This window comes from Vibrio profundum, from assembly GCF_050337555.1.
GTDB lineage: Bacteria > Pseudomonadota > Gammaproteobacteria > Enterobacterales > Vibrionaceae > Vibrio > Vibrio profundum.
Genome location: NZ_JAKJTA010000003.1, coordinates 479,132 through 492,991 on the forward strand (window position 1 = coordinate 479,132; position 13,860 = coordinate 492,991).

Sequence of the window (13,860 nt, forward strand, 5' to 3'; positions counted from 1 at the left end):
GTTGTCGGACTGGTTTTCCGCTGCGCTCCAAACCAGCCGAAAATGCGAGCGTTACGTTTCCATACTTAAGCGGAGTAGAGCCCTTAAGCTAATCCGTTGTTTTCTAAGTTAGCAAAGTCACTGACTCACTTTTGCCCAAAAATAGCTTAAAAACTAGATCAGTAGATCCCACATCATGGAAGTCGCCAAGATTAGTTTTGATGGGGGAGTCCCCCCGTCACTTGGTTTCTAGCTTACGTAAAAACCATTTTTACCTTCTCACATCAAATACCGCTGCATCCCCAAATCCGCATGCTGAATTTTAGGTACCCGTCCGCTCACGATATCTGCGAGCAATTGCCCTGAGCCGCAGGCCATGGTCCAGCCTAATGTTCCGTGGCCGGTGTTGGTGAACAGGTTTTTGATTGGCGTTTCGCCGACGACAGGGGTGCCGTCTGGGGTCATTGGTCTTAAACCTGTCCAATATTCGGCGCGTTCAAAATTACCAGCTTTTGGAAACAGCTCGTTTACCACGCGATTGATGGTGGCTTTTCTTTTCTGGGGAATCGATAAGTCAAAGTCGGTGAGCTCTGCGGTGCCTGCAATTCTTAGGCGGTCATCAAAGCGGGTGATCGCCACTTTATAGGCTTCATCCATCACGGTGGATTGCGGGGCATAGTCAGCGTTATCTATCGGTAGTGTCAGTGAGTAGCCTTTGACTGGGTAGGTGGGCAGTTGAACGCCTAGCGGAGCCAACAATTTGGCCGAATAGCTCCCACATGCGACGACATAACGATCGGCTTGTAGCGATCCTATGCTGGTTTCCACCGATGCGATGACGTTGTCTTTTAACGTTAATGAGTGAATATCCGTATTGAATTGGAAGGTGACGCCAGCTTGTTTGGCGAGCGCTGTAAGCTGCTGACAAAAAAGGAAGCAATCACCGGTTTCATCGTTGGGCAGGTGCAATCCGCCGACAATTTTATCTTGAACAGGTTTGAGCGCCGGTTCTTTCTCGATGCAGCCTGCCGTATCTAACAATGAGAACTGGGTGTCATTTTTCCGAAGAAGCGCCATGTCTCTTTCGATGGCGGCAAGCTGTTTAGCATTTCTAAACACCTGCAGTGTGCCCAACTGACGACCTTGATATTGGATGCCCGTGTTTAGCCTGAGTTCAGTCAGGCAAGTTCGGCTATAGTTCGCCAATCGCAGCATTCTCGATTTATTGACGTTGTAATGAGACGAGCGACAATTTGTGAGCATTTTACTTGCCCAAGCAATCATAGATGGCGAAAAGCTGGCCTTAATTTTTAACGGTGCGTGTTCTTGCATCAACCACAACATCGCTTTTCTCGGAATGCCGGGTGCGGCCCAAGGTGATGAGTAGCCATAAGATATTTGGCCCGCATTGGCAAAACTGGTTTCTTTGCCACATTCGGCTTGCCTATCGATAACGGTCACCTTGTGCCCCAAGCGAGAGAGATACCAAGCACTGGTTAGCCCTATAACGCCTCCTCCCATTACGATTACATTCATTTTGTTGCCCTCTTGCTAGTTAGCTCTATATTGTGTGTTTTACAAATCACCAACAATCGATAAGAATTGATAGCTGCGTATAGAATTTCTAAAGGCAAGGAATGCGGTATTTAAAAAGCAATATGGCCTCGGCGTTGATGACATTTGTCGAGGTCGGAAAGCAGGGCAGTTTGACTCGTGCAGCTAAAGCAAAGTGTTTAACAACGGGCGCGATAAGCCAGCAACTGCTTCAGCTTGAAAACAATCTTGGTGTGCAATTGCTAGAGCGACATTCACGCGGCGTGAGATTGACCCAAGCGGGGCAGCGGTTACACCAAACGGCGTCGGCTAGCTTTCAAGATATTGATAATGTGTTAGCCAGCCTACAGGAAACGTCTCTAACGCCTTCGGAGATCAAACTTAAACTTACCCCATCGTTTGCTTTGAAATGGTTAATCCCAAGGCTGGAAGACTTTCATCGTTTATACCCTGATATTCAAGTTCAATCCTATGCGGAAGGGGCGTTAGTGGATCATACGGCTCAAGACTTCGACCTTGCGATTGATTATGGGCCGATTCCTTATCGCGATCCCGAGGCGAAGTTGTTAATGGAAGAAAAGCTGATCCCAGTGATGAGTCCGCAGTACTGGGAAAAATACACACGGCTTAATACAAACGAAGCGCAGACTTGGCATGAGGTGACGTTATTGCATGATGCTAAACCTTGGTCGGGGGCCATAAGGTACTATGAATGGCAGTCATGGGCTCAAGAGAATGATGTCGATATATCACCTAATAGAGGGCATTTTTTTAATCGAACCGATATGGCAATGTCTGCGGCAGAAGCGGGAGTCGGTATTGCTTTAGCACGGCAAGCCTTGATTCAAGATGAGTTGGAGAGTGGCAGGTTGGTTGCACCGTTTGCGGAAATTGGTGCCGGCGCGGGCTATTTCCTTCTTGCCCATACTCACTCGCCAGCAGGACGATGCTTCACAAAATGGCTGCACTCTCAGGTTTTATCGACAACGTCGAGCAATGATTCCTAACCTAATTTTTGTTAAACACACCTTGGTCTAATATTTTCCGATAGCTGATGGCGCTTTCTTCATCTAACCAGATACTATAATTCTCTGAGTAAGTTTTACGAACTTCACCGGCCATTTGGTTAATTCGGTTGATGATTTCTTTCCCTTGTGCGCTTTTAGAACAGCCTACATAGCCAAGAGAGTAGGCTTGGATCTCTGCGATTGGGTAGAATAAGAACTCACGCTCATTAATGTTGCTTGAACCTCGTGATAGATATTTAGCTTCAACGGGGAAGCCAATCGTTAAATCGCCAACTCGGTTTCTTTTGATCATTTCTAGGATATTTTCAACTTGTCCGTCTCCTGAACGTTCAACAACGACGCCTTTTCCAAGATCACCGTGCAGCAAGGCATCGATTTTTTGCCCGAACCTTCTTCCTTTCGGGATATAAACAGTGAGCTCTCTGGAGGTCAGTAACGTCTTCAAGGAGACGCTGCCGTTGGGAGTTATATGGGGCTGAATTTTATGCTTCGACTTTTTTGGAATGATAATGCCGTTAGATAAAAAGACGTATAAGGGCTTAGAGAAAGCGGTAAATTCTGCTCTTTGTGGATTCTTTAATAGTGCAACGCTGCATGCATTTTCTTTCTTTTTGATCTCTTTAAGTATTCGCGAAAAGTTGGATGTTTTCGTGCTGTGCGTATACATGGGTAAGTGAGCAATGATAAATTTATTCACCGCGCCCATATGCCCTTGATCTTTAAACGGGCCTGATTTGATATACATGGGAGGAAAGTTGGTGTCGTACCATATGATTTGTTCTTTAGCGTACCCTTTGAACGTGACGACTAACGCCAATGGCAGAAAGAGTATGAACAGAAAGTGATTCGTCATCATCAAATACGTGCAGCCTATAACATGTATTCAGTATAGGAAGAAGCGACGATGTTGACGAGTTGGGCGAGGGGACGGTTACGATTGGCCACCCTTGGTTTTCTTGCTTATTTATAGAAAGACTACACTGTTTAATACAAACTCGTTGAATTAAGATTACGGACTAAAATGAAATCGGTTATCGTTGCAGTGTTGCTGGCTTTGCTTATACCACTTTCGGCTTATGCTGAAAAAAAGAAGCTGCGGATCTGTTATGAAAATGTGGAATATCCTCCTTTTACCTTTGGTTCTGACGATGTCCCTAATCGGCCCGGCTATATGGTGGATATGCTGAAGCTAGCAGCGAATGCATCTGGGGCCGAGGCGGTGTTGCATCGTCTTCCTTGGAAGCGTTGTATTCGCAGCATCAAGCGAGGTGAAATGGATGGCATGTTTGGTGCCATTTGGGCGAAAGAGAGAGAAGCTTGGTCGGTGTATCCTAAGAATGACGATCAATCGGCTAATACGAGCTTGCACCTGATAAAGATCATTTACCCTATCTATGTGAAAAAGGGTAGCAAGCTTCGCTGGGATGGCAAGGTGTTATCCGGTGTGAAAAATGGCGTTGCCGCCCCTCCTGGCTATGTCGCGCAAAAAACGCTGATGGGGATGGGGGTTTATCCTGATAAAAAAATCCACATTACAGATATGGAACGTGGTATACGGATGGTCTCGTTGAATCGGATTGATGGCTATGTCGTGAACCAAACAAGTGGCGATCAAGTGGTTGCGGATCTTGGCTTGCAGAGTGAAATAGAAACCTTACCTAAGCCCTTTACTCACGATTTTCTGTACTTGGCTTTTTCTCAGCACTTTTTCTACTCAAATAGAAAATGCGCAAAGGCGATATGGCATAAATTAGCGGAAGTACGCGATACTTATAGCGAAACCTTCCTTGAGAACTATAAGAAGGGCCAACATTCCGCTTTTAAAGCTCCCTCCAGTTTGTACGAAAACGACTGCTGATATCCGGGGAACCTAGCGACCAGCGCCTCAGTTAATCTCGTTTATGCTGTGTTAAACACTTTTTAAAAGAGCTACGCACAATATAGCGTCAAGAGATATGTATGGTGGCATCTAATCGCTTATAACTCAGACTTTGTCATGAATAGATTCCAGCGCCTTCACACGACGAAGTTGATTCGCGCTAAATGTCGTGCGTCTAAGTTCATTGATTGCTTGTACCTGTTCTTCAATCGTGGATGTTTTTTCTGAGCGAATAGACTGGCGCTGTTTAAAATAGTTATCTAGATCATGTTGAAACTCTGTTCGTTCGTCTTTAAGTGCGGCTAGCCTTATGGCAGCGCCTGCCCCAACGAGTTGTTCTTGCTTCAAATAACGTTGCTGGTCATCCAGTGAATCTGTGAGCTGTAGCTGGGATAGCAAGCTCGCGTTTCGATAACTTTCTTGCAGTTCTGGCGGTAGTTCATTCAGTTCTTGTTGCCAGAGTTGTTGGAAGTCGTCATTGCTATCGGCTTGCTGTTTTAGCTCTAAACGTTTGAGAGCCAGACTGCGTAATTGATTTTCTTCGGCGAAAAGCTGTTGTTGTTCCTGCGGTGAAAAGAACTTGAGCTGTAATTGAATCAGTTGTTCGTCAATTTGCTGCCAAGCGTGAACATCTAGCATGTCTAGGTGCTTGCTGTTGATACTCTGCAGAGCCGAGCGATAAGCGATGTATCGCTTGAATAGGTCGAGCTCATCTTGATTGTGCGCGTTGTGATTAAAAGTATCAAAGCGTTGCTTAATCGTATTGAGGTCGGCTTCCCCTAATTCGGTGAGAAAATATTCAAAGGTGTCTCGAACTGAGCTGGTATCTACGTGAGTGTCTTGTTGCGAATGGGCTTGGGTTAGCTTCGGCAAGCTTTGCTTTTCTGAGGTACTGTGCCGATAAAGAAGAGCCGCACCCGTAACTCCAATAATTAACAAGACAGATAATGCGGCTTTTCTCATTGCTTAAAGTCCTTGTAGTTGTAATCGATTAGCGTGCTGACGATATAGCGTGGTTGGCGCGGTTTCGAATAGATTGGTGATGCCGAGTAAGCCGTTGATCTCATCTAAGTGATTCATTTTGTAATCGTCTCGAATCACTTTTCCTAGATGCGCGCTGCAGTGGCCAACCAAACCATCATTGGGTTCATCAAACGCTAGGCCGAGAATCATGATGAAGGCATCACTTGGGTCTAGTGCGTTAGTGAAGTTGCTGCTGCCTGTCCACGAGTAGTAGTACACGCCATTATCGGCCACATAGTCGCCTTCACCACACGCGGTGGTCGGGACGCCCTCGGGATACTTTTTATTGAACTCTAACGATCCTTTGGTGGTGAGATCCGCTAATGCCGATAGCGGGTCTTGAGGGAGTCCACTGCCGCCAGACAACAAGTTAAGCAATGCTAAAAAGCCGTCGGTAATTTTTACCACGACTCCCTCAGGTAACGAGTCCTCAGGAATAGTGCCGCGTATCAAATCGGCGATTTTCGAGCCTTTATTCACCCCACCAATACTGGTTACCGATGCGACCAACTCTGGCGCAACTGAAGCGACATAACGGGCGGTTGGCCCTCCGTGACTGTGACCGATTAAGTTTACTTTTTTAGCCCCGGTGACAGCGAGCACTTCTTGAACTTGTTCCAATAGTTGCTCACCGCGTAGCTCCGTGCTGTTGGCCGCGGATATGTGTGCGACATAGACCGTAGCACCACTTTTCGTTAGCGCTTGTGGAATGCCATAAAAATAATCAACGCCCGCAAGCGTATCAAAACCAAACAGCCCATGGACGAGTACGATGGGGTATTTGGTCTCCGTGTAACCTTTTTGTTCAGATACGTCAGCCTTCGCATACGCTTGAGCGGTGATTAGAGCGAAACTGGCGACGATGAGTGAAATAAACGCTTTCAAAATTACTATCCTTGTCTGACCTCCGATGAGATAGCGATTCTACTACTGAATATGTATTTGTTTAAATGATATCTTGGTGACAGGTATCTATTTTTTGGTGGTAATTTAACAAGTTGCATACATCTTGCTTTTCTAGACAGAAGCCCTCTTCTATAGGGCTACAGTAGTACATCAGTAGTATTCATATTCACTGACACATATAGAAATATATAGAAACACACTGAAACATATAGACATGAACTTTAACATCTTCGGTTTGTTACAAATGTTACGCGTGTGTATAGTCGATTTTTTTTATGGGCGATAACATCGATTATCGGTGTTTCTTTAGGAAGAAGGTTGTACCTAATGATCTCAAATGATGCTGTTGTAATGGGCATATTAGCCGTCATTCTTGGCGGTGTTTTTATCACTGAAAATAGTCAAAATCCATTTTGGAAAAAGTTTTATACCTTCATTCCGGGGTTGTTACTTTGTTATTTCCTTCCTTCATTATTGAATAGTTTTGGCCTTATTAACCCAAATGAATCAAAACTTTACTTTGTTGCTAGCCGATACTTACTCCCCGCAGCACTCGTATTACTCATCATTTCTGCTGATCTGAAAAAGATCATTGGGCTTGGTCCGAAAGCACTTATTATGTTTTTCACTGGTACCATCGGCATTATTATCGGTGGACCAATCGCTATTTTGCTCATCGATCTATTTGACCCAAATTTGGTTGAAGGAGACGTGTGGCGAGGTTTGACAACGGTTGCTGGTTCTTGGATTGGTGGTGGTGCTAACCAAGCGGCGATGAAAGAAGTGTTTAACGTGAACAACGATCTATTCTCAGCGATGATCACGGTTGATGTTATCTGTGCCAACATCTGGATGGCAATTTTGCTTATTATGGCTGGTAGACACAAGAAAGTAGATAAGTGGCTAAAAGCAGATACTTCCGCAATCGAAGAGTTAAAGGTAACCGTCTCAAAATATGAGAAAGAGAATTCGCGCCCAATCTCTACCACAGATACGATCAAAATCATCGCAATTGGTTTTGGCTTAACTGGCTTAGCACACTTCTTTAGTGATTTGATTGCCCCTTGGATTGCGCACACAGCACCTGAACTTTCAAAATATAGTTTAACGTCTGGGTTCTTTTGGTTAATCGTATTGGTTACCACGTTTGCTTTGATAGCATCGTGCTTTAAACCTGCTAAAAAGTTAGAACATGCGGGAGCATCCAAAATAGGCTCGGCGTTTATTTATATCCTAGTTGCGACAATTGGTATGCAAATGGATATCACTGCCATCTTCGATAACCTCGGCTATTTCTTTATTGGTATTACATGGTTAACGATTCATGCTGTTCTCATGATCGTGGTTGCAAAACTTATTCGCGCGCCGTTATTTTTTCTGGCAGTGGGAAGCCAAGCTAACGTCGGCGGCGCAGCATCCGCTCCAGTCGTCGCGGCAGCCTTCCACCCCTCATTGGCTCCAGTTGGTATTTTGCTGGCGGTATTAGGGTATGCCCTGGGTACGTACGGCGCTTATATTAGTGGTCTATTGATGCAAGTCTCTGCAGGTTTTGTGAATTAACCGATATCCATCGATGATAAATAGCCTAGATAAAAGCAATAAAGCCCTATGTTTGTAGGGCTTTATTGCTTTTCTAGCCAGCGTCAATCGAAAGAAATCCTCTATCAATCCATCAGTCCATCAGTCCAACTGCGCACTGGCCAGTGCTGGCTTTATTCTAAAAGTCGAACTGCTTCAGCGTTGTATCGATCAGTTTATCGGCAATGTACTTGTGTGTTGCGGTCGTTGGGTGGGTAACGCCCCAAAATACATACTTGTCTGAGCCGTAGTACGCACATTCATCGGTCAAGCGGTGACTATACAGATAATCTAATGAAGAGCTGCGCTGTATATCGAGGCAGGCGTCTGAGGCGTTTTCAAAGCCGTTATCTTTAGGGTGAGTGGTGATTTCATTAAACAACGTGTTCGCATCGAAAAGTCCGATGTTCATGTCTTTTTTAGTATATAAGGCGGCTTGCGCTTTTATGAAAGCATTGAACGCCAAAATATTCGCTCTGACTTTGGCAATTTCTTCAGGTGTTGAATATTTAAACTGCGGCGCTTTGGTCGCATCGGGTAGGGTAAGCAGTATGAGGTTGTGTGCTCCTGCATCATGCAGTCTGCTCAAAGCGCTACTGAAATCTGCCTCGACTTGTTCTAGGCTACGGTCGTAGTTCATAAAGTCGTTTAGGCCAAACTCCAAGGTAAATAACGTTTGGGCTGGGTCATAGTGTTTAGCCATCTTCATGTAGGTTAGGTACGACGTGACTTGGTCATACACGCCCGTTAATGCCATGTATTGATTGGTTCCTGCCGCTCCGCCCACTGCCCAATTATATAATGGAATATTCTTATTCTTGGCCAAATACTCGGTCCACACTAACCCATTAGAAAAGTGGCCTAAGAACCAAGAGTTGGCATTAGGGAAGGTCCATTGAGATCCGTTAAACAGGTTGCCGGTATCAGACAAACTGTCGCCAAAGGCCACCATTTGGTTGATGTGCCCTTGCGGGTTGCTGTCATTGCTCCAAATGGTGTGATTATAGGAGAGACGATTGTCTGCCGCGTAAAACAAGATATCGGCGTTTTCGTGACTGATTCCTAAGGTCTCTTCGCAGCGATTTTGGATTGTGGCTTGTGATACATCAGTATAAAACATGTTTTTGAACGAGACGGAAGACCACCAATAGCCATTAATGCTGTAGTCGCTGCCATCTGGATTTTGTGCCCATTGCCATTGGGTTGCTGGGTCATTATGAGATTCGGAAGGGCGATACCAGCATCTTACGTAGGTATAGGTTTGTTTACTTTGTACAGCTTGCGCGTAGCTAGATGTTACCGCTTCAGGAGTTGCAGGTAGAGTGTTAGCAAGTAGTGGCTGGGCTATCAGACTTGATGCCAAGATAAATGCGTATTTCACAGTCGATCTCTCTTCAATATCGCCTTTCAGTAGATTATCTATATCTCACAAGAGTCTTTTTACAGTCAAACATCATTTCCTTTGATTGATTAAATGTCGGTGGGCGGTCACAAAATATCCACGAAAGCGGCATGATGTAGAGAAAAATCTTTCAAAGAAAGAGGGGAGAGGAGTAAGACTTTTCCAACCTTTAGTTCAGATTTACAGGCTTAGCTAAATATACGGAAGGTATAACAGCTAAGTTGCAGCTCGAAAGGTACTTTATGGATCATCACGAGTGTCATGACTTGGATTTTTCCTTGAACTATTAATACCTCGTCGTGATGGCCTCATGTTGGGATAAGAGGCCGTAACACCTTGGTCCATTTTTTAGATAGCGCTTATGTTAACGTTGGAAATTTTGAAATCTGACTCATTGGGCATGTGTTTTCCAATCGATTTTCCGGTTTTGGCGTAGTAGGCAATCCCTAGCAATTCACTCACTAATACTTTTTTGGTCAGAACAGGCTTGAGCAGGGTTGCGCCCAACAACCAGCCAAGTGGGCCTCCTTTGACCGTAAAGTCCATCGACATCGAAATATCTGAACGAGTTTCACTGACCCTTGTAACGCTAAACTCAGCTTCAATATGTTTCATCGGCATAGAGAATTCACTGAGTACGATTTTGAAACTTTGACCTTCTTGGTAATGAGTAATCTCTTCAACTACGCTTTTGCTATCATAAAAGTGGCATATGCGCTTGGTGCCGACACCAGACTTTACGCTGGAGAGAATAGGAGATCTTTCGACAGAATGGCTAGTTTTTTCAATGCTAGAGAAGTCGCTCAATACCTCCCAAATTTCGTCTGCTGAAACGTCGGCTCTAACTGTGTGTGTTATATGGTGCGTCATATTACTCTCCAAATCTATTTGATGGTTTTGTTAGGCATTGAGCGAACTACGGCGTAAGCCCTTTACTAATAATGTCCATATGTGTACATTAAGTGTAGCATAAACATAATGTTCACATGTGTACAGTAATTTTTTGGGGAGCAATATGGGTAGAGCCGCAAAGTTTGATCGCGATGAAGTACTCGACTGGGCTATGAATGAGGTTTGGTCAAAGGGGTTTTCGAGTTTATCGGTGAAAGCGATTTCTGAAAAAATGGGAATGACACGTTCCAGTTTTTACCATTCGTTCGAGAGTTTAGATGCGCTTTTTCTTGAAGTTATGGCGCGGTATTTTCAACTGAGCCCGTATATTAAGTTGCAAGGCGTTACGGCATGCCAAAGCCCTCTTGAGTTGTTGACTCAGGTATTTAAGGAGACCTGCCAAGCAAGAAGCGGCGATGAACGACATAGAGGTTGTATGATGGTTAACAGCGTAGCGGAGCTTTCTAGTAGCCACGATCATCTCGGTCCAATTTTGAAAGATCTGGTGCACGAGAGCATCCGCGGCTTTGAAAAGCTTCTGGAGCAAAGTGTAGAAAAAGACGAACTTGCCAATGACACAGATACCCAGCAGCTTGCTCTGGCGGTACAAAATACCTTAATCGGTTTGAACACCCTGTCTAAAGTGATCACAGACGAACAACAACTTTGGGGTGCGGTGAAAAGTATTTTAATCTCGCTCAAGGTTTACCGAGCAGAAGGTTCACTGCATTAAGATTGAGCTCTATGGAGCTAAACGGGATTAAATCAGAGATTATCTGAGAGGGCCATAGATTGAGGGGGAATTAGACGTTCTCAAATATCTTGTGACAACGCCCCCTGAGACCTTTTTCGATAATCACTTGGCGAACTACCATCCCATTGACGAAAGGCGTGTCTAAAATTGGCGCTATCAGAAAAACCGATTATGGCGGAGATCTCTTCTATGCTCATTTCGGTGGAGGAGAGGTAATGGTGAGCTAAGTGGAGCCTGACATGGTTAAGAATTGCTTGATAACTGGTATTTTCGGCTTTCAAATGGCGTCGGAGTGTTCGAGATGACATTCCTAGATCTTTGGCTAACGCGTCAATAGGGGGGTATTGTCCGGGACGTTCAATGAACATTTGAGTAATCTTTTCTTTTAATGTTGGCGCGCCGCTAACTTTAGCCAACATCTCATCACAAGAACTTAAACACATTTTCAGCGTCATAGCGTTTGCTGTCGGCAAAGGTTCAAACAGTTTTTTAGCGTCGAACTTCCATTCTAAGCGGTTACTATTGAATGTAATGGGACATTGAAATATGTCTTTATACAGTCCGCTGTATTTAGGTTCATTGTATGGGAAGTGGATTTCAACGGAAGGAAATGGCTGGCACATGACTTCTTCATACAAGCTTTTAATTGCGGTACACCAATATTCTGAGCAGAAGGGGAGTAGTCCTTTCAGGTCGGTGATCTGCTCGGCTTGGAAATAACCATAACCATCTTCAACCCACATCTTTTTTCTTAACAGCGGACCTACGAGCCTCAAGTATTTAAACCCCATGAACAAAGCATCGACCATAGTGTTACTACTCAGTATCGCGTAGCCGAGTACACCAAAATCACTGAATCTTGCGTGATTACCTACATGTAACCCCAATCCAACTTCTTTCGATTTTATCAGTGCGTTGTTAAATACAATGAGCTTTTGCGCCATTGTAATGTGTATCTTTGGTTCGAAAAGCTGCTGTAATCCTAAATTGCTACCATCAAGAAGCGATTCAATTGGTAAACGGTGCTCTAAGCATCGGTTAAGTAATTGTAAATCTAGAATACCGCATGATTGTGTATCGGGTTCATAAATTGCTTGGTATTCCATGTTCGCTCCTCGTCATCGTAACGGTAACTATATCTGGCTTCGATATCATTTACAGAGGCATTATTCGCATATTTGTCCGAATATCACCTCTATCTGTCTGTATTCAATCTTCCCTGAATAGTATTAACATGTTGAAATTAGCTGAGATAATCCATGGGAAGTGAATTATGACATATGCATTAAAGTCAACGTCTGACGTCTTATACGTAGCAAAATATGCTGATGAAGAGAAGCTGGAAGATCAATTTGATGCGTTAAACCTAGCCTATCAACAAGACCCTCAACCTAGCTTAATTGTACGGAAACAACGTCTAAAAGCATTGAAACGCCAGCTAACTCGTTACCAAGACTTACTGGCTGAGGCGATGGATGCAGACTTTGGGGGACGAAGTCATACCGAATCGATTATGGCAGACGTCTTAGCTCCCATCCTCGATATCAACCACGTACTTAATCATCTTGGCCGTTGGGTTCAGACGCGTCGCAGATCGACGGAATGGTTATTTAAAGGAAATCGACTGGAAGTAAGGTACCAGCCGAAAGGTGTTGTTGGGATTATATGCCCGTGGAATTTCCCAATTTACTTGTCTGTCGGCCCATTGATTACCGCGCTTGCGGCGGGTAATCGTTGCATGATAAAGATGCCACCGAATTGTCCTGAAACAACACAAGTGCTTAGCAAAATGCTGGGTGAAATTTATCCACCCAGTTTGGTTTGTGTGATTGATGGTCGTCATCCTCAAGCGATGGCGATATCACACCTTCCATTTGATCACCTCATTTTTACTGGTTCGCCAAGCAGTGGTAAAAAAATCATGGCAAACGCGGCACAAAACCTGACTTCTGTTACGTTAGAGCTTGGTGGGAAGTCTCCAGTTATTGTGTGTGACGACTATGACGTAACCAGTGCAGCAAAAAAAATCGCGCATGGTAAGGGGTTCAACTCCGGGCAAATTTGTATCGCACCTGATTATGCTTTTGTTCCGGAAGAAAAGCTTTGTGCGTTTGTTGATGCAATGAAAGAAAGTCACTCTTCAGTTTATCGCGACTTATCATCGAACCTCGATTACACATCCTTAGTCGATGAAGCTCAGTACCGCCGTTTTCATGAGTTATTAGATGATGCGAGAGAAAAAGGAGCTGAAATTATTCAGTGTCTAGATTATGGAGAAGGAAGAAAAACCCCGCTCTATATTGCAACAAAACTGCTCCCGAATATGCGTATTTGTCAGGAAGAGATTTTTGGTCCGCTACTTCCCGTTCATAGTTATCAATCTATCGATGAGGTGATTCGTTATATTGCAATAAGACCAAGGCCTTTGGCTTGCTACATATTTAGTCATAACAAGTCTCAACGGGAAAGGCTACTCAATGAAATACACAGCGGTGGGGTCACCATCAATGGTTGGGGCTGGCATGTACTTAATCATTCGGTTCCATTTGGTGGCATTGGAAACTCAGGAATGGGTAATTATCATGGTGAAGAAGGGTTCAGAGAGCTTAGTCATGCTAAGTCCGTACTGACAATGCGAGAGTGGTTCCCAATTCAATTATTTTCTCCACCATACGGCAGCATCGTTCAAAAACTGGCAATGAGGCTTTTTGTCGGTAAAGCGGACCCAACATTGAAAAACAATAAATAGAATAGGTAATAAAAGATAACTCAATCCATGTTTTTGGTGATTGCTAAGACCTAGGGATAATATTCTAAACGACTAACCCTGTAGCTAGAAATATAACGTTCGATTAATTTAATAATA

The 13,860-nt window shown here is 44.2% G+C and carries 12 protein-coding genes; 5 read left to right on the plus strand and 7 right to left on the minus strand.

The genetic code is table 11. The features are described from left to right. Positions 1-258 precede the first annotated feature (258 nt). Entirely contained in the window at positions 259-1,515 is a 1,257-nt protein-coding gene (locus L4C34_RS02150; protein ID WP_428787687.1) for a D-amino acid dehydrogenase, read from the minus strand. A gap of 101 nt (positions 1,516-1,616) precedes the next feature. Between L4C34_RS02150 and L4C34_RS02155 the strand changes: the two genes are divergently transcribed. Beyond that, positions 1,617-2,540, plus strand: a complete 924-nt coding sequence (locus tag L4C34_RS02155) for a LysR substrate-binding domain-containing protein (RefSeq protein WP_428787688.1) — start codon at positions 1,617-1,619, stop codon at positions 2,538-2,540. A gap of 1 nt (position 2,541) precedes the next feature. On the opposite strand, the gene L4C34_RS02160 is transcribed toward L4C34_RS02155, so the two are convergent. Beyond that, the gene (locus tag L4C34_RS02160; protein ID WP_428787689.1) at positions 2,542-3,417 is read right to left on the minus strand and encodes a TIGR02285 family protein; all 876 of its coding nucleotides are present in this window, start codon (positions 3,415-3,417) and stop codon (positions 2,542-2,544) included. Between the two features lie 165 nt (positions 3,418-3,582). Here L4C34_RS02160 and L4C34_RS02165 point away from each other — a divergent pair, with 165 nt between their 5' ends. Beyond that, a complete protein-coding gene (locus L4C34_RS02165; RefSeq protein ID WP_428787690.1) occupies positions 3,583-4,419 on the plus strand; it encodes a substrate-binding periplasmic protein in 837 nt (278 codons plus the stop codon). Between the two features lie 126 nt (positions 4,420-4,545). On the opposite strand, the gene L4C34_RS02170 is transcribed toward L4C34_RS02165, so the two are convergent. Continuing rightward, positions 4,546-5,403: a lipase secretion chaperone gene (locus L4C34_RS02170; protein WP_428787691.1), complete on the minus strand. Its 858-nt coding sequence runs from the start codon at positions 5,401-5,403 to the stop codon at positions 4,546-4,548. A gap of 3 nt (positions 5,404-5,406) precedes the next feature. Continuing rightward, positions 5,407-6,306: a lipase family alpha/beta hydrolase gene (locus tag L4C34_RS02175; protein WP_428787780.1), complete on the minus strand. Its 900-nt coding sequence runs from the start codon at positions 6,304-6,306 to the stop codon at positions 5,407-5,409. Positions 6,307-6,696: 390 nt separating this feature from the next. On the opposite strand from L4C34_RS02175, the gene L4C34_RS02180 reads away from it, so the two are divergent. Then, entirely contained in the window at positions 6,697-7,929 is a 1,233-nt protein-coding gene (locus L4C34_RS02180) for a DUF819 family protein (RefSeq protein WP_428787692.1), read from the plus strand. 157 nt (positions 7,930-8,086) lie between these two features. On the opposite strand, the gene L4C34_RS02185 is transcribed toward L4C34_RS02180, so the two are convergent. Both L4C34_RS02185 and L4C34_RS02190 read right to left on the minus strand, forming a co-directional pair. After that, positions 8,087-9,328 (minus strand): SGNH/GDSL hydrolase family protein, encoded by a 1,242-nt coding sequence (locus L4C34_RS02185; protein WP_428787693.1) that lies wholly within the window; start codon positions 9,326-9,328, stop codon positions 8,087-8,089. 369 nt (positions 9,329-9,697) lie between these two features. Next, positions 9,698-10,219: an SRPBCC family protein gene (locus L4C34_RS02190; protein WP_428787694.1), complete on the minus strand. Its 522-nt coding sequence runs from the start codon at positions 10,217-10,219 to the stop codon at positions 9,698-9,700. A gap of 145 nt (positions 10,220-10,364) precedes the next feature. On the opposite strand from L4C34_RS02190, the gene L4C34_RS02195 reads away from it, so the two are divergent. Further along, positions 10,365-10,973, plus strand: a complete 609-nt coding sequence (locus L4C34_RS02195) for a TetR/AcrR family transcriptional regulator (protein ID WP_428787695.1) — start codon at positions 10,365-10,367, stop codon at positions 10,971-10,973. Positions 10,974-11,053: 80 nt separating this feature from the next. Here L4C34_RS02195 and L4C34_RS02200 read toward each other — a convergent pair whose 3' ends face one another. After that, on the minus strand, positions 11,054-12,100 hold the full coding sequence (locus L4C34_RS02200) for an AraC family transcriptional regulator (RefSeq protein ID WP_428787696.1): 1,047 nt from the start codon (positions 12,098-12,100) through the stop codon (positions 11,054-11,056). A 167-nt stretch (positions 12,101-12,267) separates the two neighbouring features. On the opposite strand from L4C34_RS02200, the gene L4C34_RS02205 reads away from it, so the two are divergent. Next, entirely contained in the window at positions 12,268-13,743 is a 1,476-nt protein-coding gene (locus tag L4C34_RS02205) for a coniferyl aldehyde dehydrogenase (protein ID WP_428787697.1), read from the plus strand. Positions 13,744-13,860: the final 117 nt, after the last annotated feature.

Coding starts and splice junctions, on each gene's coding strand:
- L4C34_RS02180 (WP_428787692.1), top strand. CDS start 6,697: ATGATCTCAAATGATGCTGTTGTAATGGGCATATTAGCCGTCATTCTT.
- L4C34_RS02190 (WP_428787694.1), bottom strand. CDS start 10,219: ATGACGCACCATATAACACACACAGTTAGAGCCGACGTTTCAGCAGAC.
- L4C34_RS02155 (WP_428787688.1), top strand. CDS start 1,617: ATGCGGTATTTAAAAAGCAATATGGCCTCGGCGTTGATGACATTTGTC.
- L4C34_RS02195 (WP_428787695.1), top strand. CDS start 10,365: ATGGGTAGAGCCGCAAAGTTTGATCGCGATGAAGTACTCGACTGGGCT.
- L4C34_RS02205 (WP_428787697.1), top strand. CDS start 12,268: ATGACATATGCATTAAAGTCAACGTCTGACGTCTTATACGTAGCAAAA.
- L4C34_RS02150 (WP_428787687.1), bottom strand. CDS start 1,515: ATGAATGTAATCGTAATGGGAGGAGGCGTTATAGGGCTAACCAGTGCT.
- L4C34_RS02170 (WP_428787691.1), bottom strand. CDS start 5,403: ATGAGAAAAGCCGCATTATCTGTCTTGTTAATTATTGGAGTTACGGGT.
- L4C34_RS02200 (WP_428787696.1), bottom strand. CDS start 12,100: ATGGAATACCAAGCAATTTATGAACCCGATACACAATCATGCGGTATT.
- L4C34_RS02165 (WP_428787690.1), top strand. CDS start 3,583: ATGAAATCGGTTATCGTTGCAGTGTTGCTGGCTTTGCTTATACCACTT.
- L4C34_RS02160 (WP_428787689.1), bottom strand. CDS start 3,417: ATGATGACGAATCACTTTCTGTTCATACTCTTTCTGCCATTGGCGTTA.